Source organism: Mycobacterium sp. NGS69 (assembly GCF_059812165.1).
Map to the genome: position 1 here is coordinate 1 of NZ_JCALCD010000007.1, position 18,813 is coordinate 18,813.

22 protein-coding genes are annotated in these 18,813 nt (G+C 68.4%); 8 read left to right on the plus strand and 14 right to left on the minus strand.

Going from position 1 to position 18,813, the window contains the following annotated elements; all coding sequences use genetic code 11:
* The 4 genes from AC5Y2S_RS20455 to AC5Y2S_RS20470 form a co-directional block, all read right to left on the minus strand.
* Window positions 1-638, minus strand: a 638-nt coding sequence (locus tag AC5Y2S_RS20455) for a cutinase family protein (protein WP_499958503.1), incomplete at its 3' end; no start/stop codon positions are given.
* Window positions 639-874: 236 nt separating this feature from the next.
* Complete coding sequence (locus tag AC5Y2S_RS20460) at window positions 875-1,363, minus strand: hypothetical protein (RefSeq protein ID WP_499957996.1); 489 nt, start codon at window positions 1,361-1,363, stop codon at window positions 875-877.
* A gap of 83 nt (window positions 1,364-1,446) precedes the next feature.
* Window positions 1,447-2,112: a TetR/AcrR family transcriptional regulator gene (locus AC5Y2S_RS20465; RefSeq protein WP_499957997.1), complete on the minus strand. Its 666-nt coding sequence runs from the start codon at window positions 2,110-2,112 to the stop codon at window positions 1,447-1,449.
* A gap of 53 nt (window positions 2,113-2,165) precedes the next feature.
* On the minus strand, window positions 2,166-2,753 hold the full coding sequence (locus AC5Y2S_RS20470; RefSeq protein WP_499957998.1) for a TetR/AcrR family transcriptional regulator: 588 nt from the start codon (window positions 2,751-2,753) through the stop codon (window positions 2,166-2,168).
* Between the two features lie 42 nt (window positions 2,754-2,795).
* Here AC5Y2S_RS20470 and AC5Y2S_RS20475 point away from each other — a divergent pair, with 42 nt between their 5' ends.
* A complete protein-coding gene (locus AC5Y2S_RS20475) occupies window positions 2,796-3,341 on the plus strand; it encodes a class I SAM-dependent methyltransferase (protein ID WP_499958000.1) in 546 nt (181 codons plus the stop codon).
* A gap of 45 nt (window positions 3,342-3,386) precedes the next feature.
* A complete protein-coding gene (locus AC5Y2S_RS20480; protein ID WP_499958001.1) occupies window positions 3,387-4,217 on the plus strand; it encodes an enoyl-CoA hydratase-related protein in 831 nt (276 codons plus the stop codon).
* A 72-nt stretch (window positions 4,218-4,289) separates the two neighbouring features.
* On the opposite strand, the gene AC5Y2S_RS20485 is transcribed toward AC5Y2S_RS20480, so the two are convergent.
* The 8 genes from AC5Y2S_RS20485 to AC5Y2S_RS20520 form a co-directional block, all read right to left on the minus strand.
* The gene (locus tag AC5Y2S_RS20485; protein WP_499958002.1) at window positions 4,290-5,993 is read right to left on the minus strand and encodes an FAD-binding protein; all 1,704 of its coding nucleotides are present in this window, start codon (window positions 5,991-5,993) and stop codon (window positions 4,290-4,292) included.
* Window positions 5,990-7,363 (minus strand): aromatic ring-hydroxylating oxygenase subunit alpha, encoded by a 1,374-nt coding sequence (locus AC5Y2S_RS20490; protein ID WP_499958003.1) that lies wholly within the window; start codon window positions 7,361-7,363, stop codon window positions 5,990-5,992. The genes AC5Y2S_RS20485 and AC5Y2S_RS20490 overlap by 4 nt, the downstream gene beginning before the upstream one ends.
* A gap of 14 nt (window positions 7,364-7,377) precedes the next feature.
* Entirely contained in the window at window positions 7,378-8,922 is a 1,545-nt protein-coding gene (locus AC5Y2S_RS20495) for an acyl-CoA synthetase (RefSeq protein WP_499958004.1), read from the minus strand.
* Between the two features lie 19 nt (window positions 8,923-8,941).
* Window positions 8,942-9,817 carry an enoyl-CoA hydratase/isomerase family protein gene (locus tag AC5Y2S_RS20500; RefSeq protein ID WP_499906491.1) on the minus strand — a complete coding sequence of 292 codons (876 nt, stop codon included), beginning with the start codon at window positions 9,815-9,817 and terminating at the stop codon, window positions 8,942-8,944.
* 18 nt (window positions 9,818-9,835) lie between these two features.
* Window positions 9,836-10,072: a lipoyl domain-containing protein gene (locus AC5Y2S_RS20505; protein ID WP_499880337.1), complete on the minus strand. Its 237-nt coding sequence runs from the start codon at window positions 10,070-10,072 to the stop codon at window positions 9,836-9,838.
* Window positions 10,065-11,066: an alpha-ketoacid dehydrogenase subunit beta gene (locus AC5Y2S_RS20510; protein ID WP_499958006.1), complete on the minus strand. Its 1,002-nt coding sequence runs from the start codon at window positions 11,064-11,066 to the stop codon at window positions 10,065-10,067. The genes AC5Y2S_RS20505 and AC5Y2S_RS20510 overlap by 8 nt, the downstream gene beginning before the upstream one ends.
* On the minus strand, window positions 11,063-12,001 hold the full coding sequence (locus AC5Y2S_RS20515) for a thiamine pyrophosphate-dependent dehydrogenase E1 component subunit alpha (protein ID WP_499958504.1): 939 nt from the start codon (window positions 11,999-12,001) through the stop codon (window positions 11,063-11,065). The genes AC5Y2S_RS20510 and AC5Y2S_RS20515 overlap by 4 nt, the downstream gene beginning before the upstream one ends.
* Before the next feature lie 100 nt (window positions 12,002-12,101).
* Window positions 12,102-12,968, minus strand: a complete 867-nt coding sequence (locus tag AC5Y2S_RS20520; RefSeq protein ID WP_499958007.1) for a mycofactocin-coupled SDR family oxidoreductase — start codon at window positions 12,966-12,968, stop codon at window positions 12,102-12,104.
* A gap of 214 nt (window positions 12,969-13,182) precedes the next feature.
* On the opposite strand from AC5Y2S_RS20520, the gene AC5Y2S_RS20525 reads away from it, so the two are divergent.
* A complete protein-coding gene (locus AC5Y2S_RS20525) occupies window positions 13,183-14,412 on the plus strand; it encodes a CaiB/BaiF CoA transferase family protein (RefSeq protein ID WP_499958009.1) in 1,230 nt (409 codons plus the stop codon).
* A gap of 10 nt (window positions 14,413-14,422) precedes the next feature.
* Here the strand turns inward: AC5Y2S_RS20525 and AC5Y2S_RS20530 are convergent, their stop codons facing one another.
* Window positions 14,423-14,797, minus strand: a complete 375-nt coding sequence (locus tag AC5Y2S_RS20530; protein WP_499958011.1) for a thioredoxin family protein — start codon at window positions 14,795-14,797, stop codon at window positions 14,423-14,425.
* A 144-nt stretch (window positions 14,798-14,941) separates the two neighbouring features.
* Here AC5Y2S_RS20530 and AC5Y2S_RS20535 point away from each other — a divergent pair, with 144 nt between their 5' ends.
* From AC5Y2S_RS20535 to AC5Y2S_RS20555, 5 genes are all read left to right on the plus strand, one after another.
* Window positions 14,942-15,211 (plus strand): metal-sensitive transcriptional regulator, encoded by a 270-nt coding sequence (locus AC5Y2S_RS20535; RefSeq protein WP_499906480.1) that lies wholly within the window; start codon window positions 14,942-14,944, stop codon window positions 15,209-15,211.
* A gap of 30 nt (window positions 15,212-15,241) precedes the next feature.
* Window positions 15,242-15,661 carry a DUF302 domain-containing protein gene (locus tag AC5Y2S_RS20540; RefSeq protein WP_499958013.1) on the plus strand — a complete coding sequence of 140 codons (420 nt, stop codon included), beginning with the start codon at window positions 15,242-15,244 and terminating at the stop codon, window positions 15,659-15,661.
* Between the two features lie 6 nt (window positions 15,662-15,667).
* A complete protein-coding gene (locus AC5Y2S_RS20545) occupies window positions 15,668-16,030 on the plus strand; it encodes a carboxymuconolactone decarboxylase family protein (RefSeq protein WP_499958014.1) in 363 nt (120 codons plus the stop codon).
* 108 nt (window positions 16,031-16,138) lie between these two features.
* Window positions 16,139-17,503 carry a wax ester/triacylglycerol synthase domain-containing protein gene (locus AC5Y2S_RS20550; RefSeq protein ID WP_499958016.1) on the plus strand — a complete coding sequence of 455 codons (1,365 nt, stop codon included), beginning with the start codon at window positions 16,139-16,141 and terminating at the stop codon, window positions 17,501-17,503.
* A gap of 191 nt (window positions 17,504-17,694) precedes the next feature.
* Window positions 17,695-17,961 (plus strand): ANTAR domain-containing protein, encoded by a 267-nt coding sequence (locus AC5Y2S_RS20555; protein ID WP_499958018.1) that lies wholly within the window; start codon window positions 17,695-17,697, stop codon window positions 17,959-17,961.
* A gap of 77 nt (window positions 17,962-18,038) precedes the next feature.
* On the opposite strand, the gene AC5Y2S_RS20560 is transcribed toward AC5Y2S_RS20555, so the two are convergent.
* The gene (locus tag AC5Y2S_RS20560; RefSeq protein ID WP_499958505.1) at window positions 18,039-18,767 is read right to left on the minus strand and encodes an IclR family transcriptional regulator; all 729 of its coding nucleotides are present in this window, start codon (window positions 18,765-18,767) and stop codon (window positions 18,039-18,041) included.
* Window positions 18,768-18,813: the final 46 nt, after the last annotated feature.

The following is an 18,813-nucleotide window of genomic DNA, read 5'->3' on the forward strand; positions in this document are numbered from 1 at the left end:
AGCCGTCCCGCGGCGAAGTCGACCGCCTGATCGACCATCCCGGCCTCGACGTACTGCCGGTGCGCGGCCGGGAATCCCGAGCCCGAACAGACCGGGTCGTTGGGTACGCACAGCTCGATCGTCTTCGGCGCGTACAGCGGGCCGACCGTGACGGGGGGCTCGTTGATGATGCTCATGAACTGGGTCGACGGCTTGCCGAACAGCGCGACGGCGGCGACGTGATTGGCGACGTCGGGCGGCATCGGCTGGGGCGGCTGCGCGAGGTTGGCCCCGTCCGGGACCCTGTTCGCGGTGACGAAGCCCATCACGGCCGCGCCCTGGGAATATCCGCCCAGCACCATCTTGGTTCTGGGGCAGTTCGCCGCCATCGACTCGACGTGGTGGCCGGCGTCGGTGATGCCGTCGATCGCAGTGGGGAAGTCCGTGGTGGCCGGGTAGTTGACCGGGTACACGCCGAGCGATCGGGTGCCCACACGCGAGCGCAGCGTGTCCACGAAATCCTGGCCGACGCGGCCGACGCCGGGGGGCTCGGTGGTACCCCGGGCGAAGACCACCTCGACGTCGGGGCACGGCTCGGCGGCGGCGAACGGAACGGGCGCGGTCAACAGCGCCCAAATCGGCGCCGCCGCAGCACAAATGAGACGGAGGAGGGGAGGAAACTTCACGCTCGAAATTTTGTCACAGCGCGGTAACGGATGCTCGCCGAGCGCGGGCCACCCCCCGACGGATTCGCAGGCCTTCCCACGGGACGGCCTGCGCCCACGGCCCCGGAAATGTCGCAGCTCAGGGCCGCAGAAGGGGGCGCCGGACCGGTCGCAAGTCGGGCGAGCCGAAATGCGCGGTAACTCCCGGTGATGTGACCAAGTCGGCCGTATTACGTGCGTGTGTCCGGGGCGGCGGTCTCGCGGTTGCCGGCGCCCCGCCGGCGCAGTACCGAACGGGCCGAGCGCAGCACGCCGCGAAATGCGTACGCGGCGGCAAGCACACACAGCAGGATCAGCAGGATGAACATCGGCAGCCAGTTGCTGCGCTCGTGGCTGACGTCCCACCAGACGATGGTGAACAGCAGCGCGCAGAGCAAAAGCACCATGTCCCGCCAATTTCCCCGGTAGGTCAGGGCGGCTCGGCGCATCGCACGGTTCCTGTCGGCGACACCGATCAGGTCATCGATGCGCTCATCGATGATGCGTTGCATTTCGGCGCGTCGGGTGATCGCGTCGGTGGGGAGCCGGTCGAGCAGGTCCATGTCTTCTTTGATCAGCTCTCGGTAGTTCGGGCCCCGGAATTGACCGGCCACGATGGCCAGCATCGCGCCACCGAAAATGGGGGCGCTGTTCAGCGCGATTGCTCCCAGACCTGCCATGTCCCCTCCTTCGTCGGTCGTCGTCAACGTCGGTTCGTTGAGGATGGCCGAACTCGGGGGAGGGATCAACCACTCCCGCGGTATCAGGACGCTCGTGACGGGCGCCCGCGCGCCTGCGCCGGCTCGGCTGCCCGAAGCGCGTCCATGGTGCGCATCAACTGCGGGTAGGCGATCGCGGGTCCTAGCCACCGGGTGAGATAGCGGCGCAGGTCGGCGCCGGTGCGCGGGGGCCGGCCCGGGTCCGTGAGGAAGGATTGCAGCACCCGCAGGCCGAATTCGTTCAGCTCGTCGAGCCCCGTCTCGTCGAAACCGTAGTGCTCCCAATCGATGTCGAAGCGATGCAGCATCGATCGCCCGAAGGCCAGGGCGGTGTCGGAGATGATGGAGACGCTCTGACCGCTGCGGTGGCGCAGCACGAACCCGACCTGATCGTCGGAAGCCAGTTGCTCGATGGCGAACGCCATGCCTTCCGTCATCGCCACGACCGGGTCGGTCACGCCTTCGAGCTGGGTCGCCAGGCGGTCGAGGAACCCGTCGGCCGACCGCATCGCGGCCGCCACCAGCAACGCCTGGGTGCCGGGGAAGTACCGGTAGACGGTCTGCCGCGTCACACCCAGGGCCCGCGCCACGTCGGCGATTCCCATCGCCGGGCCCCGCTCGTCGATGATCCGGTCCGCGGCGTCCAGGATGCGCTCGATCGCCTCCTCGTCGGAGGCGGGCGCGTTCCCTGCCCAGCCGTGACTGCGCATCCTCAACCGATCCTCACAGCTGGATAATAGCGATTCGGTTGGGCCACTGGGCTTTAGGCGGCGCAGGCTTTCAGAATGAGGCCGACGGCCTCGTCGAGCTGTCCCGCGATCTCCTCATAGCTGACGAACCGGGCCGTCAGGAGGGCCCCGGAGAACGTCATCTGAAGCGCGGAGCGCACCGCTCGCGGCCACCCGGGACCCAGCGCCGCCGCGATCCGCCTGGACACCTCTTCGCCGATCTGCTCCCGCAGCGGCTTGACGGCGGGGTCGTCGGCCATCAGCGCCGCGCCGCAGGCCGTCGCCAACTCGGGCTCGTCGGCGACCATCAGCGCCATGTCGCGCAGCGTCGCGCTGACCCGCGCCTGGGTGGTGTCGTTGACGTCGGTGTGCAACGGCAGGTCCTGCAGGAAGCGCAGGTACACCGCCGCCACCAGGGCGCTCTTCGACGGAAAGTACGTATACGCGCTGGCCGGGGACACGCCGGCGCGGGTGGCGACCGCGCGCATCGTCAGGGTCGCGTACGACGATTCCCGCAGTTCCTCCAGCCCGGCGTCGAGGACCTTGCGGATCGTCTGCGCCGGCCGGCGGTCGGAGCGGCGGGCCGTCCCCGCGTCCGTCGGAGTGGCCGCCTCTCTAGACACCGGTCCAGTGTAGAAACGCGGTGCGCAACTTAGGGTGGCGCCATGGCCGAGGATGACCGGCGTCGCTGGGACGCGCGGTACGCCGCCGCCGGGCCACCGCCGGTGGGCGAGGTCGGGCCGCCCGGGTTCGTGGCGCACCACGCCGAGCAGTTTCCGACCGCGGGACGTGCCCTCGACCTCGCCTGCGGACAGGGGCGCGGCGCGGTGTGGCTGGCCCGCCGCGGGCTTGACGTCTGGGGGTACGACGTCTCGGCGGTCGCCATCGATCAGGCGCGCGAGTTCGCGCGGCTCGCCGGCGTCGGGGACCGCTGCCGCTTCGACGTCTTCGACCTCGACGACGGGCTGCCCGCCGGACCGCCCGTCGACGTGATCCTGTGCCATAACTTCCGGGACCGGCGCCTGGACGGGGCGATCATCGAGCGCCTGGCGCCGGGCGGGCTATTGGCCATCGCCGCGCTGAGCGAGGTCGGGGCCGCGCCGGGACCGTTTCGCGCCGCGGCGGGCGAGCTGACCGCCGCGTTCGCCGCGCTCGAGCTCGTCGACGCCGGGGAGGGCGACGGTCGCGCCTGGCTCGTGGCGCGCGGCTGAGGCACCGCACTCGGATGCGGGCCGCAAGCCGGTAATGTCACGACGATGGAGCGGCGCGTGCTCGAAGCGATCATCTATGAACGCGAACCGCCGATTGCGCGGATCATCCTGAATCGGGTCGACAAGGCCAATACCAAGGACGCGGTGTTGGTCACCGAGGTCGACGACTGCCTGCACGAGGCCGACCGCGATAAAGAGATCAAGGTCGTCATCATCAAGGCCAACGGGAAGGGCTTCTGCGGCGGGCACGTGGCCCGCTGGGGCCCGGACGAGAATCCCTACCCGGACTTCGGCAACACCTTCGAGGACCTGTACAAGGGCACGGCTGACCTGTTTCTGTGGCCCACTCTCTATCTGTGGGAGTTTCCCAAGCCGACGATCTCGGCGATCCACGGCTATTGCATGGGCGGCGGAATCTATCTCGGCCTGCTGACCGATTTCTGTGTGGCCTCCGAGGACGCGTATTTCCAGATGCCGCTTGCCCAAAGCCTCGGGGAGCCCGGCGGGCACACCATGATCGAGCCCTGGTTGCTGATGAACTGGCACCGCACCATGGACTGGCTGCTGCTGGCGCCCACCCTGTCCGCGCGCGAAGCCCTCGACTGGGGTCTGCTGAATAGGGTGGTGCCGCGCGAGGAGCTGGAAGACACCGTCGAAGAGATGGCGCGCAGGATCTCCCAGATCCCGTTGACGACGCTGATGGCGGTCAAGAACAACGTGAAGCGGGCCTGGGAGTTGATGGGCATGCGGGTTCACCTCCAGGTCAGCCACATCTTGACCAACATGGTGGGTGCTGCCTCGGATGTGCAGGCGCGCCGGGCCGAGCTCATGCAGTCGGGCATGAAGCCACGCGATTTCGTCGGCCGCGACGAATAGGTTTTTGCGCGAGAAGACGCAGAATCGCACTGTGGGGGCTCAGCGCGTGCGATTCTGCGTCTGCTCGCGCGTCTAGCGGGCCCTCTCGCCGGCGATCCGGCGGCCGGCGGCGTGCCGCGCGGCCACGTAACCGAACACCATCGAGCTGGCGATGCTCGCGCCCGCGCCCGGATACGTGCGGCCCATCACCGTCGCGGTGGTGTTGCCCGTGGCGTAGAGGCCCTCGATCACCAGGTCCTGCTCGTCCAGGACCTGCGCGTGCTCGTTGGTGACCACGCCCCCGCAGGTCCCGACGTCCGCCGGGAAGACCCGGGTGGCGTAGTAGGGCCCACGGTCGAGCGGGCCGACGGCGGCGTTGGGCCGGTAGCCGGGGTCGCCGAGACAGTCGTTGTAGGCCGACTGCCCGCGACCGAAGTCGGGGTCCAAGCCCTTGGCGGCGAAGCGGTTGAACCGCTGGATCGTTTGCGCCAACTCGTCGGCCGGAAGGTCGATCTGACGGGCGAGGTCGGCGATGGTGTCTCCGCGCTTCACCGCGCCCTTTTCAATGAGTTCGGGTGGCAGGCCTTGGTTGCGCTTGAGCGGGTTCGTGCTGGTGACATACCTGTGCACGTAGCCGTCGTCGAAGATCATCCAGCAGGGCACCGCCTTGTTGGCGTACATCGCCTTGCCGACCTCGACGTAGGAGTTCGACTCGTTGCAGAATCGCCGGCCGGTGGCGTCGACGTAGATGGCGCCGGGACGCTGCCGGCCCGAACCGAGCGAGGCCGCCGCGGCGCCCCCGTTCGCGATGAAAACCGAAGGCAGCCACCAGGCTTCGTCGAGCAGATCGGTCTTGGCGCCCAGGCGCATCGCGGCCTGCAGCACCTCGCCGGTGTCGCCGGCGTTGGCGATCGACCACTGCGCCTCGTTGGGCTGATCGCCGCTGTATTGGCGGCGCATCTCCTTGTTGTGGCCGAATCCGCCGGCGGCCAGCAGCACGCCCTTGCGCGCCTCCACGTTCATCGGCGGGCCGCCGTCGCGGGACACGCGCGCCCCGACGACGCGGCCGTCTTCGACGATCAGGTCTTCCATCGCGGCGTTGGTCCACAGCGGCGGCTGCCCGTCGCCGAATTCGATGAGCGCCTTGAGCATCTGGGCGATCAGCGAGGCGCCGTTGGTGAGGATTTGCCGGCGGCGGATCCGCGCGGCCGCGGTGCGCAGGAACACCCGGGTCGCCACGGCGAACGCGCGCGGCGACCGGTTGTAGTACTGCACCGAGCGCAACTCGTTGGTCAGGACCACGAACCCGTAGTTCTTCGCCAGCGGCGGCTGCACCTTGTCGCTCCAGGCGCCGAGCTCCGCGGCGTCGAAGGGGATGCCCTCGATGGCGCGGCCGGACTCGTTGCCGCCCTTGTGGTTCGGGTAATAGTCGCTCCACCCGGCGCACCGGATCAGCCGAACGCCTTTGCGGATAAGGAAATTGATCATTTCGTAGCCCGCGGTGAGAAACATCTCGCGGCGCGCGGGCGAGGACGGCGCCCCGATGTCGCCGACCACGTCGGCCAGGTAGGCCATGCCGTCCTCGTGCGAATCCGCGATTGCTGCGGCCCGCATCAACGGGTTGTTGGGCAGCCACACGATGCCGCCCGAGAGCCCCGTCGAACCCCCGACCAGGGCCTGCTTCTCGATGATCAGCGGCTCGAGCCCGCAGTCGATCGCGGCCAGCCCGGCCACCATGCCGCCGCCGCCGCTGCCCGCGATCAGCAGGTCGACCGAGCGGTCCCAGCGGGTGCTCATCGCCCCTCCGAGCCGAAGCCCAGGTCGGCGACCGGCACGTCGATGGTGGTGTTGGTCTTCTGGATCGCGGGCACCAGCGCGTCGTACGGCAGGCCGGCCAGGAAGCCGTCGACGACGCGTTCGAAGTTCGAGATCAGCCCCTCGATCCGGTCCGACAGTCGCATGTAGTCAAATCCCTTGGAGTGCAGGCCTTTCTGCTGCCGCGGGAGATTGGAGAAATCCTGGGCGGGGATGGGCGGCCAGCGCGGGTCGTCGGGCGCCATCGGCTCCGGTGGTGTGGGTTTGGCGGTGATCTGGTCCGGCGGGATGCGGGTCAGCGACCAGATCTCGAACAGCGTCTCCTCCGGGCCCAGCGGACGGATCCGGTACGACGAGGCGCTGCTGTACTGGGGCAGCAGAAAGTAGTGCGGGAAGCAGAAATTGATCGCTTCGGTGATGCCGCGCCGCTCCAGCTCGTTCAGGTCGGGCATGTCGCAGCCCCGGGCGCGGTGCCAGTCGACGATGGCGTCGTTGAGCGCGGCCCGCCAGGCGGCCATCGCCGCGGCCGGATCGGCCGGTAACTCCATGTTCTGCAGGCCCTCGGCGATGCGGACGTCGTTCTCGTGGGTCATGCCGGCCATGCCCTCGCCGAGGGTGCGCATGAAGTACAGGTTCGTCTGGGCCAGCCCCGGCGGTTTCGACGTGCTGGGCATCGAGGACGGCAGCAGCTGCGGGTGGGTCTGCGGGACGTGGTAGCCCTCCATGAAGGCGGCCGTCGCCAGCTTCCAGTTCACCGGAAGCCGGCACGCCTGCCACCACTCGACGCGCAGCGACTCGACCTTCCAGGCGTCGTAGATCGAGGCGAACGGCTCGAAGCAGTCGCGCATCGGCGGCGCGTCGTCGTCGAGGTTGATCCACGCGCAGCCACCCCAGAGCTCGCATCGGACCGGGACGAGTTGCAGATCATCCGGGCTCAGGTTGTCCTCGGCGAACTCGTCGGGTCGCAGGATGAAGGTGTTGCGGCCGTCGATTGCCCAGCACCACCCGTGGAATGGGCAGACGAAGGTGCGGCGGTTTCCGTTGCCCTCCACGAGCTTTACCCCGCGATGGCGGCACGCGTTGTGGTAGGCCCGCACCGTTTCGGCGTCAAGCCGGACGACGATGACGGACTCCTCGAGGATCTCGTACTCGACGTAGTCGCCGGGTTTCGGGATCTCCTCGAGCCGGCACGCCATCTGCCATACGCGGGGCCAGAGCAGCTCCGCTTCGAGCGCGTAGAACTCCGGGTCGTAGTACCGCTGCTTGGGGATCCGGTCGGGCCGCTGCACCGCCCACGGCACCGGCAGCGGCGTCCAGTTCACGTCGGTGTGGGTGCTTTCGGTAGTCACCATGTCCGTTCCCTCGTTCATAGGATCCGTGAAGCCCGGCCTTGCCAGTACCGTTCGCGAATGCGCCTCTTGTACAGCTTTCCGTTGGGGTCGCGGGGCAACTCCGCTTCGAATTCGACTGTGCGCGGACACTTGTAGCCGGCCAGGTGGGCCCGGCAGTACGCAATGAGCTCCGCCTCGAGGTCGGGCCCGGGCGTGACGCCGTCGGCCGGCTGGACGACGGCCTTGACCTCCTCGCCGAACTCTTCGTTGGGGACGCCGAACACCGCGGCGTCGACGAGCTTGGGATGCATGATCAGCAGGTTCTCCGCCTCCTGGGGGTAGATGTTCACCCCGCCCGAGACAATCATGAACGTCGACCGGTCGGTGAGGTAGAGGTATCCGTCCTCGTCGACGTAGCCCATGTCGCCGAGCGACCGCCAGCCCCGCTCGTTGGAGACCGACGCGGTCTTGGCGGGGTCCTTGAAATACTCGAAATCGGGCCCGCCCTCGAAGAACAACTCGCCGGACTGGCCGACGAGAAGTTCGACCCCGTCGTCGCCGACCACGTGTACGGGGCTGAACGGCTTGCCGACCGAGCCGGGATGGGCCAGCCATTCCTCGGGCCCGATCGTCGTGCCCGCGAATCCCTCTGTGCCCCCATAATATTCGTGGATGATGGGGCCGAACCACTCCATCATCCGGTGCTTGACGTCCACCGGGCACGGGGCCGCCGCGTGGATCACGCATTGGAGGCTCGAGACGTCATACTTTCGCCGCACCGCCTCGGGCAGCTTGAGCATGCGCACGAACATCGTCGGCACGAACTGGGCGTGGGTGACGCGGTGCGTCTCGATCAACCGCAGCACGGCCTCGGCGTCGAACTTGCGCATCAGGATCGATGCCGCGCCGACGCGGTGCACGGCCATGGTGTAGTTCACCCCCGCCGCGTGATACAGCGGCGCGGGGGAGAGGTACACGCTGGACCGGTCCATCCCGTACTTGTGGATCAGCGCCAGCTCCAGGACCGACTGGGCCCACGACCCGTTGCCGTCGGCCGGCAGCGACCGCCGAACCGCCTTGGGCCGTCCCGTGGTGCCCGACGAATAGAGCATCTCCGACCCGTCCGCCAGCGGCGGGGCTTCGCCCGCAGCCGCGAGGGCGTCGTCGTACGGGCGCCAGCCCGGCAGCGCGGCCCCGACGGCCAGGTGGATCCCGACACCCGGGTTGGCGGCGCGGACGTGCGCGGCGAGGTCGGCCCCGGACGCCTCCGACGCGTCGACGAACACCGCCTTCGCGTCGGAGTCGTCGATGACGTAGGCGACCTCGTCGGGGGTGAAGTGGGTGTTGACGGCGGTGTAGTAGAGCCCGGAAAGCTGGCAGCCCCAGGTGATCTCGAAGAACTCGGGCCGGTTCGGCAGCACCAGCGCGACGCCGTCGCCGCGCCGCAGCCCGGCCCCATGGAGGGCGGCCGCGACCCGTTGGCTCCTTTCATACAGGTCGCCGTACGGGATCGTGCCGCCGTCCGCGAGGAGGAGGGCCGGCGACTCGGCGGCGGTGCTCGCGTGATCGGCGATATTCACCAGCGGACCTCGCGAAGGCTCAAGTGGTCGCCGCGCCGTCGGTGGACGAGGCTGCCGCCGCCGCCTGGCGCCGGGCCTGCTCGGACGGCAGCACCTTGTCCTTGAACACCGTCTGGATCAGCTCCTGCACGTCCCTGCTGACCGACGCGAGCGCGACGAGGTCGTTGGAACTCTGCCAGTGCACCCGCATGCCCATCAGCTCCCAGGCCCGCTTCAGGTTCGCCTTGGTCGCCAGCAGCGTCGTCATCGGCGCCTGGGCGATGTGGCGGGCGATGGCGTCGGCCCGCGACTCCAGCTGGTCCCGCGGCACGACCTCGTTGACCAGGCCGACCTCGAGCGCCTTCTTCGCGTCGATGACCTCGGCGAGGTATAGGTAGTACGCGGCGCGCCGCCAGTTCATGAAAACCCATGGCTCGATCGAGCATTCGCCGGACGGCATCCCGAAGCCCTGCAACGGCGGATAGGAGAAGTAGGCGTCCTCGGCGGCGATGACGATGTCGGTGGTCAGCCCGTAATGCGTCCCGCCGCCGACGCAGTAGCCGTGCACGGCCGCGATGGTCGGCTTGGAGAACTCCCACAGGTTCAGCACCGGCTTGACGAACAGGTCGCTCTGTGGCTTCCACGGCGTGCCCATGACCTTCGCACCCTCGACGAACGCCGGGTAGTCGACGGCGTTGTTGCCGATGGCGTGTCCGGAGCAGAAGCCCTTTCCGTTGGCCTTGAGGATCAGCACCTTGATGTCGTAGTCGCGGTCGGCGTCCAGCAGCGCGGCGTCGACTTCCTCGGCCAGCTTCTGGTCCTGGGCGTTGGCTTTCTCGGGCCAGTTGAGCGTGACCCGTGCGATCGGGCCTTCCTTTTCGTAGATGATTCTCTCGCGGGTCTCGTTGAGATCCATTGCCGGCCTTACCTTTCGCTAGGAACTGATGACGCCGATTTCGGCGCCGATGTCGTAGGTGGCCCCGACCTGTCCGGTCCACTGCACGATGCCCGAGGCGCCCGCCTCGATTTCCTGCTCCACCTTCTCCGTGGCGATCACGTAGATCGGCGTGCCCTCCTCCACGCGCTCGCCTGCGTCGACGAGAAGGCCGGTGAGCTCGGCCTCCGAGACGGCCACCGACACGCGTGGAATCCGGATGACGAAGTCAGCCATGCACTTTGGCTCTCTCAAGCGTGCGCAGGGCGGCCTCCACGACGCGTGCGGGCGACGGGTACACCTGCGCCTCGAGCGCCGCCGCGGCCGGGTTGGGGACGAACCGGGCGGCGACGCGCTCGATCGGGGCGGCCAGCTCCCCGAACAACTCCGATTGCAGGGTGGCGGCGATCTCGGCGCCCGGGCCGGCGAATTGGACCGCGTCGTGCACCACGACGACTCGCCCTGTGCGGCGCGCGGATTCGACGATCGTCTCGACATCGAGCGGCACCAGCGTGCGCAGGTCGACGACCTCGGCGCTGACACCCTGCCCGGCCAGCGTGTCCGCGGCCGCGAGCGCGTCGTGCACGGGGCGGCCGTAGGCGATCAGCGTCACGTCGGTGCCGGGCCGTTTGACATCGGCCCGGCCGAGGGGGATCGAGAATCCGGGTTCGACGGGGACGGGCCCCTTCTTGCCCTGCAGCCGGATGGTCTCGATGAACAGGCAGGGGTCCGGATCGAAGATCGCCGACGTGAGAAGGCCTTTCCCGTCGCGCGGGGTGGCCGGCACGATCACCTTCATGCCGGGGATGTGCATGAACCACGCTTCCAGGCTCTGCGAGTGCGTGGCGCCGGTGGCCAGCCCGGCATAGACCTGGGTGCGGATGGTGATTGGCGCCGTCGTCCGCCCGGCCGTCATGAACCGCAACTTCGCGGCGTTGTTGATCAACTGGTCGGCCGCGATGCCGATGAAGTCCATGATCATGATCTCGGCCACCGGCAGCATGCCGTCGATCGCGGCACCGATCGCGGCACCGACGATCGCGGCCTCCGAGATGGGCGTGTCGAGGACCCGTTCGTGGCCGTACTTGGTCGACAGCCCCGCCGTCGGTCCCGAGGCGCCGGGGTCGGCGATGTCCTCGCCAAGCAGGAACACCCGGTCGTCGGCGGCGAGCGCCTCGTCGAGCGCGAGGTTCAGCGCCTCGCGCATGGTCATCTCTTTCTCTTGCGTCATACCGGGAACCCGATCGTGGTCGCGTACACGTCTCGGTCGAGTTCCTCGACCGAGGGGGGCTCCGCGCCCATGACGGTCGCAAGGGCGGCCTCCACCCTGGACAGCGCCTCCCGGTCGATGCGGTCGAGCTCGTCGGCGCCGCAGATGCCGGCTTCCGCCAGGTGGTCGCGGAACCGCGGCACCGGGTCGGCCGCCATGGCCGCGGCCAGTTGATCCTTGGGGATGTAGGCCATCCGGTCACCGAAGTAGTGACCGCGGAAGCGGAACGTCACGCACTCGATGAACGTGGGGCCGGCGCCGGCGCGCGCCCGCCGCAGCGCCTCGTCGAGCGCCGACTTCACCGCCAGCGGATCGTTGCCGTCGACGCGAACCCCCGGCATGCCGTAGCCGTCCGCCCGCTGCGCGACGTGCTCGATCTTCATCGTGTCCGACGTCGGCGTCATCTCGGCGAACAGATTGTTCTGGCACACGAAGACGAGCGGCAGATCCCACAGCGCGGCCATGTTGGCGGCCTCGTGAAACGAGCCGGTGTTCGTGGCGCCGTCGCCGAAGCTGACCACCGTGACGCGGTCGAGGCCCTTGCGTTTACCGGCCATCGCCAGCCCCACGGCCACCGGTGGTCCGGCGCCGACGATCCCGGTCGAGAGCATGACGCCCGTGGCGGGGTTGGCGATGTGCATGGTGCCGCCCTTACCGCGGCTCGCGCCGACGGTGCGCCCCATCATCTCCCCGTAGATCTCCTCGAGCGGGACGCCCTTGCCGATCAGGTCGTGCAGCCCGCGGTAGGTCGTCACCAACTGGTCGTCGGGCCGCAGCGACACCCCCATCGCGGCGGCGATGGCCTCTTGGCCCCGCGACGGCCAGTACACGCACATGAACTCGCCCGTGCCGATGCCCTTGGAAAGGCGGTCGTCGGCCGCCTTCATCAAGACCATGAGTTCGTAGAGGCGACGCGCGATGTCTGCTGCGGATCGACCGTCGCTCACCAAGCCCCTCCAGTTCCGTTGCACCCCAACATGGTTAGCGTTGCCGCCCTCACCCGCCCGACCACGGCTTGACCTTCAGGAAGCCGCCGCCGTCGACGCGGAGCTGCTGGCCGGTGACGTAGCGCGCCGCGTCCGAGGCGAGGAACAGCACGGCCTCGCTGATGTCCTCGGGCTCGACATAGGGGATCGGCATCGCCTGGACCACCGGGAAGACGGGTTCGGCGTCCTCGCGCTTGGGCTCGGACAGGTCCGGCCGGAACGCCCGGTACATCGGTGCGCTGTGCAGCATGTCGGTGTTGACATTCGTCGGATGCACCGCGTTCATCCGGATGCTGAAGGGCGCGAGCGCCAAGGCAAAGTCGTGCACATAATGCGCGGCAGCCAGTTTCGCGAACGCGTACCCGGCTCCGCCCGGCCCGCCGGACACGCCGCCGCCGGTGTTCAACGACGACATGAACGCCGCGTTGGACCCGATCACGATGATCGACGCCCCGGTCTGCAGATGTTTGAGGCTCGCGTGCACGAGGTTGAGCACCCCGAGCAGGTCGACGTCGACGGCGTCGGCGAACGCCTGCGGCGGCAGGCCCGCGGTGAGTGGGCAGATGCCGGCGTTGGCCACCACGATGTCGAGATGGCCGAACTCGGCCACGCCCTGGTCGATCGCGGCGGCCAGCGCCACCCGGTCGCGCACGTCGGCGATCGCCGTGAACGCGCGCTGCCCCTCCTTCTCGACCAGCCGCGCCGTCTCGTCGAGATCCTCCGGCCGGGCCAGCGGGTACTCGTTGGTCTCGATGTCCTCGCAGATGTCCACCGCGATGATGTCGGCGCCCTCGGCGGCTAGTAGCCGCGCATGCGAACGTCCCTGCCCCCGCGCGGCCCCGCTGATCAAGGCCACCTTGCCCGTCACCCTGCCCATATCCCGTCCCTTGCCTAAATCAGCGACCCGCGTTGGGGGCCAAAGCTATTCGCTGCCAAATAATTGGGAAGGCGCGCACTCACCGCGTCGCGGAGCGGGGTCGGCCCAATGGTCGGCCCCTTCGCATCTCTTCCACGAAAACCGCGCGTGGCCGCAGCCGGGCTGTCGATATCCCTTAGAGTAGCTAGAATACTTAAAATAGCAAGAAAGGCGGATGGTGCCCTTGTCCGGCGTGCTGAGCGGTGTCCGAGTGGTCGAGTTGGCGTCGTGGACGTACGTGCCGTCGGCGGGGGCGGCCCTGTCGGACTGGGGCGCCGACGTGATCAAGGTGGAGGGCGTCGCCGCGGGGGACCCCGGACGCGCGCTCGTGGTCGGTGGCTTCACCCGCGAAGCGGCCCGACCGGACGCCGACTTCATCCTCGAGTTGGGCAATCGCGGCAAGCGCAGCATCGCCATCGACATCAAGTCCGAGGTGGGCCGCGAGCTGTTCGGCCGCCTGCTGGCCAGTGCGGATGTCCTCCTGACGAATTGGCTGCCCGGCGCGCTCGAGCGGGCCCGGCTCACCGTCGAGGACATCCGCGGGTTCAACCCGAAGATCATCATCGCGCGGGGCACCGGGTTGGGGGTCCGGGGTCCGGACCGGGACCGCGGGGGTTTCGACGCGGCCACCTATCTGGCGCGCGGCGGGGTGGCCTACACGCTCACGCCGTTCGGTACCGACACGCCGGCGGTCCAGGGCCCGGGGTTCGGCGACCTGCAGGGCGGCGCGACCCTGGCCGGTGGGGTGTGCGCCGCGCTGTTTCACCGAGAACGGACTGGCGAACCGACGATCGTGGATTCCTCACTGCTGGCGCAGGCCATGTGGGCGATCGCGCCGTCGATCTCGGCGGCCGACTTCTTCGACATCGACGGCATCCCGGGCGCCCCGCCCGGGCTGGCCATCAACCCCCTGGTGAACCGCTACAAGACCAAGGACGGCAGGTGGATTCAGCTGGTCTTCCTGCAGCCAGACAAGTTCTGGGCCGGCTTCTGTGAACGCATGGGCCTGGGGGAGTTGGCCACCGACGAGCGGTTTGTGCCGTCGCGCAACCTGATAGCCAACGCGGCCGCGGCGACCGAGATCTTCGCGAACACCTTCGCACGCAACGACCTTGCGCACTGGCAAAAGGTGCTCGCGGACGAACCCGGGGTGTGGGGCGCCCTCGCGACGCCGCGCGAGACCCTCAACGACCCGCAGGTCGAGCCCAACGGGTACGTCGTGACCAACGTCGACGACCACGGGGAGAAATACCGGATCGTCGCGGCGCCCGTTCAATTCGACGAGACCCCGCCGGCGCCCGCCCGCGCCCCGGAACACGGGCAGCACACCGAAGAGATCCTGCTCGAGCTCGACGTCGACTGGGACGACATCGCCAGGGCGAAGGACCTCGGGGCCATCCTCTGAGGTCCGCCCGTTACCGGGCCGCGGCGGCCTTCCGGGCGGCGATTTTGGCGCGCACCGCGTCCATGTCCAGGGATTTCACCTGGGTGATGAGGTCTTCGAGCGCGGCCGGCGGCATGGCACCGGGCTGGCTGTAGACCAGAACGCCGTCGCGAAACGCCATGATGGTCGGCACGGAACGGATCCCCAGCGCGGCCGCCAGGTCGAGCTCCGCCTGGGTGTCGACCTTCGCGTGCACGACGTCGGGGTGCGACTGCGCCGATCGATCGTAAACGGGTGCGAAGGCCCGGCAGGGCCCGCAGTATCCGGCCCAAAAATCAACCAGGACAAGCGGGTTGTCGAGAATCGTCGACTCGAATGTCTCGTAGGACAGGTTGGTCGTCGCCATGGTGAGTTCCTTCCGGTTCGGTCTCTAGGAGTTGTCCAGGAGTGACAACTGATACCCCATAGGGTATATTCCAATTGAGTCGGTGATACCCCCGCGGGTACGCTGTGGGTAGCGTTCGGGCGTACGGCGAGACGGAGGATTCAAATGGTTGGTGATCAGGACAGCATCGGCGCGGTGCTCAACCGGCTGCGCCGCGCGCAGGGGCAACTCGCCGGGGTGATCTCGATGATCGAGCAGGGCCGCGACTGCAAGGACGTCGTCACCCAGCTCGCGGCGGTCTCGCGCGCGCTCGATCGCGCCGGGTTCAAGATCGTCGCGACCGGGTTGCGGGAATGCGTCACGGGGAGCACCGCCGACGGTGGGACTCCGCTGAGCGAGGCGGAGCTGGAGAAGCTGTTCCTGGCGCTCGCCTGAGCGCTTTGAGCACGAACGGAAGGAGTCATGATGGACATCGCGATTGCGACGCCGCTGCACACCTCTTTCGAGGACGCGGTCGCGCGTACCCGCGAGGCGCTCGCCGAACAGGGCTTCGGCGTGCTGACCGAGATCGACGTGAAGGCCACGATGAAGGCCAAACTCGGCCACGACATGGAGGACTACCTGATCCTCGGCGCCTGCAACCCGCCGCTGGCGCATCGCGCCGTGCAGGCCAATCGCCAGATCGGCCTGCTGCTGCCATGCAACGTCGTCGTGCGCGCCGACCCGGAGGATGCCGGCACGGTGCTCGTCGAGGCGATGAATCCCGGGCTACTGGTGGAGGTCACCGGTGAGCCGGAGCTGCGTCCGGTCGCCGAAGAGGTCGGGGACAGGCTGCGAGCGGCGATCGGGTCGCTCAAGAGTGGTTCGCCGGTGAGCGCCGAGTAGGCGGACATGTCAGATCAACAGCATCACCACGAGGTCCTGCAGGAGCTGTTGCCTCAGCACCGCGAGCTGCGCAAGCAAATCCCGGAGGTGTACAAGGGGTTCGCGGCCCTGAGCGGGGCCGCCCTGGCCGACGGGGCGCTGAGCCGCAAGGTCAAGGAGCTCATGGCGTTGGCGATCGGGATCGTCCAGGGCTGCGACGGGTGTATCGCCTCGCACGCCCAGGCCGCCGCCCGGGCGGGTGCCACCCGTGAGGAGGCGGCGGAGGCCATCGGCGTCACCATCCTGATGCACGGCGGGCCGGCCACCATTTACGGTGCACGTGCCTACACGGCGTTCTGCGAATTCGCCGACGCGGAGGCGGGGGAATAGCGGGAGCCCCTGACGAATGTCCCGATGTTGAGGGACCAAAGTCATTGTCTGCCAATGAGGTGCTGACCTTTGCCGCCCCGAGTCGTAGGTTTAGGCCCGGAGCACACCATGACTGCATTCTTACGCAACAGCGACGCGTTTACGTGGGCGATGGAAACCGACCCGCGGCTGCGGTCGACCGTGGTCAGCGTCGTACTGCTGGATCGGTCGCCGGACTGGGACGAGGTGCGCGAACGATTCGACCTGATCAGCCGCAAACTCCCGATGTTTCGGCAACGAGTGGTGCACTCGCCGGCGCCGGCCCCGCCCCGCTGGGAGTACGCCCCCGACTTCGACCTCGACTACCACGTCCGGCGCGGTGTGGCGCCCGGGGCCGGCACGCTCGACGACGTGCTCGAGATGGCTCGCTTGGCCGAGATGCAGGACTTCGACAGGGCCCGGCCGCTCTGGGAGACGACGCTGATCGGCGGCCTCCAAGACGGTGGCGCGGCGATGATTTGCAAGTTCCATCACGCCCTCACCGATGGGATCGGCGGCGTGCAGATCGCGATGAACCTGTTCAACCTTTCCGAGGATCTGTACGAGCACGAGCCGCTGCCTCCTGAACCAGAGGCGTCTCGCTCGACGTGGCTCAGCGGCTACCGCGACGCCTGGCGCTATGACGCCGGGCTGCTCGCGAACGCCGTGGCGGGCGCCATCAAGGCAGCGCCGCGGCTGGTCTACGACGGCGTTCGCCGTCCCGTCGCGACGGTCAGGTCGGCGGCGGGCACTGCCGCATCGGTCTACCGGACGGTGCGGCCGATAAGTCGCACCGGCTCGCCCCTGGCAACCGATCGGGGCCTGATCCGGCGTCTCATGGTGCACCAGGTGCCGACGCCGCAACTGCGCGAGGCGGCGCATCGCTGCGGTGGCGCGCTGAACGATGCGTTCGTTGCCGGCGTGGCCGGTGGACTGCGCCGGTACCACGAGAAGCACGGCGTCGCCGTCGGCGACTTGCACCTCACCATGCCAATCAGCCTGCGGACAAACGCCGACGGCATCGGCGGAAACCGGATCACCTTGATGCGCTTCGACATTCCGGTGGGTGAAGCCGACCCGGCAGCACGAATCAAGGCGATCCACGACCGCGCCGCCGCGGTGCGCGATGAAAAGTCCCTGCCCTACACACAGCTGATTGCCGGCGCCCTCAATCTGATGCCGCGCTGGTACATCGGTTCGGTCCTGCGCCACGTCGATTTCCTGGCCAGCGATGTGCCGGGGGTGCCGGTGCCGGTGTTCCTGGGCGGCGCGCCGGTGCGCGCGCAATACGCCTTCGGGCCCACCATCGGTGCGGCGGTCAACGTCACGCTGCTCACCTACGTCGACAAGTGCGCTTTGGGCATCGACGTCGACACCACCGCGATACCGGATTACGACGTCTTCTACGACGCACTGGTGGCCGGTTTCGACGAAGTGCTGGCTCTCGCAGGCTGATTCGCGCGATCCCGGATCGGTCACAAGGGCGTATCGATTCCAGCGGTGCTCTGGCACAACGGCCTTCGCTCAACAAATCATGGCATAGGGCGCCTTTTAGGGGACAAGGCGCGACGATGCGTACCGCACGGGTCCTTTGCCGCCATGCTTGTGGCGGATTCCGTTCGGGCGCAACAGGAGGTATCGACAGCATGACGGCGTACGGCCCGAACTCCGGCGGCATTCTCGACACCGCGCGGGGCATCTTGATAGGACTTCGCCGATGCCCTTCGCAAGTGGCTTTGGACGAACTGCACCGTGCCGCATTGCGTCACAAGGTTCCGGTATTCGCCATGGCGTGGGCGCTTGTCCACCTGGCGGGCGACGGCGAGAAGACGCCGAGCTTTACCGACGCGCAGTCCGCGGCTCGTCGCGAATGGGGTGCACTGTTCACCGCGCCGACGGCGGTGCGCTGCTGAGCGGGGGTTAGGACTTGGCGCCGGCCGGGGTCCCGGGGGGTACCACGGCTGTCGCCAACCAGCCGTTCCCGTAATCTTCAGCGCGTCCAGGCCGACGAGTCGGCCGCCGCGCGCAACGCCGCGAGGATGCGCTGCTCCTTTTCGCGAAAGCGTTCGGTGGGGGCCGGCACCGAGATCGCGACCACGTTGTCGCCGGCGGTCCGCCGCGCGATGGCGGCCGCCGAGATGCCCGGTGTGTGCTCATCGCGGTCGAAAGCGACACCGCCGCTCCTGATTTCGGCGATCTCGTCGCGCAGCGCCTCGGCCGCCCCGGGGCGTAAGCGAGCGATGACGGCCTCGGCGTCGGCCTCGTCGAGCGCCGCCAGCGCCGCCTTTCCGTTGGCGGTCGATTCCAGCGGGAACCGGACGCCGACGGCCGAGACCGCGCGCAGCCGGTGCGGCGATTCGATCTGGTCGACGAACCACATCCGCTGGCCCCGCAGTATGGACAGGTCGACGGTTTCGCCGTCGGTTGAACGCGCCACCCGTTCAATCGTCGGGCGGAAGATCGTCGCGATCTGTTCCCCGTCGGCACCGCCTAAACCCAGCAGGCGCTCGCCGAGCGAAAAGCGCCCCTGCGCGTCGACGTTGGCCAGCCCCACCTCCACCAGGCCGACCAGCAAGCGGCGAGCCGTCGACTTGGCCAGCCCAAGCCGCTCGCCGAGGTCGACCAGGCGCAGCCGCCCGGGCTCGGCGGCGATCTCGTCCAGCGCGGCGGCGGCCCGGCGCAGGACCTGGATGCCCTCGTCGCGACCGGTCGGCAAAATTTTCCCCCTTAGACGCCCGTTATCGGCATTCGTCCACTATAGTGTT

What these genes read in the sequence shown, in the direction of transcription:
- AC5Y2S_RS20550 (WP_499958016.1), top strand. Translation starts at nt 16,139, where the DNA reads ATGACTGCATTCTTACGCAACAGCGACGCGTTTACGTGGGCGATGGAA.
- AC5Y2S_RS20500 (WP_499906491.1), bottom strand. Translation starts at nt 9,817, where the DNA reads ATGGATCTCAACGAGACCCGCGAGAGAATCATCTACGAAAAGGAAGGC.
- AC5Y2S_RS20490 (WP_499958003.1), bottom strand. Translation starts at nt 7,363, where the DNA reads ATGGTGACTACCGAAAGCACCCACACCGACGTGAACTGGACGCCGCTG.
- AC5Y2S_RS20515 (WP_499958504.1), bottom strand. Translation starts at nt 12,001, where the DNA reads ATGGTCTTGATGAAGGCGGCCGACGACCGCCTTTCCAAGGGCATCGGC.
- AC5Y2S_RS20535 (WP_499906480.1), top strand. Translation starts at nt 14,942, where the DNA reads ATGGTTGGTGATCAGGACAGCATCGGCGCGGTGCTCAACCGGCTGCGC.
- AC5Y2S_RS20465 (WP_499957997.1), bottom strand. Translation starts at nt 2,112, where the DNA reads ATGCGCAGTCACGGCTGGGCAGGGAACGCGCCCGCCTCCGACGAGGAG.
- AC5Y2S_RS20485 (WP_499958002.1), bottom strand. Translation starts at nt 5,993, where the DNA reads ATGAGCACCCGCTGGGACCGCTCGGTCGACCTGCTGATCGCGGGCAGC.
- AC5Y2S_RS20505 (WP_499880337.1), bottom strand. Translation starts at nt 10,072, where the DNA reads ATGGCTGACTTCGTCATCCGGATTCCACGCGTGTCGGTGGCCGTCTCG.
- AC5Y2S_RS20510 (WP_499958006.1), bottom strand. Translation starts at nt 11,066, where the DNA reads ATGACGCAAGAGAAAGAGATGACCATGCGCGAGGCGCTGAACCTCGCG.
- AC5Y2S_RS20545 (WP_499958014.1), top strand. Translation starts at nt 15,668, where the DNA reads ATGTCAGATCAACAGCATCACCACGAGGTCCTGCAGGAGCTGTTGCCT.
- AC5Y2S_RS20520 (WP_499958007.1), bottom strand. Translation starts at nt 12,968, where the DNA reads ATGGGCAGGGTGACGGGCAAGGTGGCCTTGATCAGCGGGGCCGCGCGG.
- AC5Y2S_RS20530 (WP_499958011.1), bottom strand. Translation starts at nt 14,797, where the DNA reads ATGGCGACGACCAACCTGTCCTACGAGACATTCGAGTCGACGATTCTC.
- AC5Y2S_RS20555 (WP_499958018.1), top strand. Translation starts at nt 17,695, where the DNA reads ATGACGGCGTACGGCCCGAACTCCGGCGGCATTCTCGACACCGCGCGG.
- AC5Y2S_RS20480 (WP_499958001.1), top strand. Translation starts at nt 3,387, where the DNA reads ATGGAGCGGCGCGTGCTCGAAGCGATCATCTATGAACGCGAACCGCCG.
- AC5Y2S_RS20525 (WP_499958009.1), top strand. Translation starts at nt 13,183, where the DNA reads ATGGTGCCCTTGTCCGGCGTGCTGAGCGGTGTCCGAGTGGTCGAGTTG.
- AC5Y2S_RS20475 (WP_499958000.1), top strand. Translation starts at nt 2,796, where the DNA reads ATGGCCGAGGATGACCGGCGTCGCTGGGACGCGCGGTACGCCGCCGCC.
- AC5Y2S_RS20540 (WP_499958013.1), top strand. Translation starts at nt 15,242, where the DNA reads ATGGACATCGCGATTGCGACGCCGCTGCACACCTCTTTCGAGGACGCG.
- AC5Y2S_RS20460 (WP_499957996.1), bottom strand. Translation starts at nt 1,363, where the DNA reads ATGGCAGGTCTGGGAGCAATCGCGCTGAACAGCGCCCCCATTTTCGGT.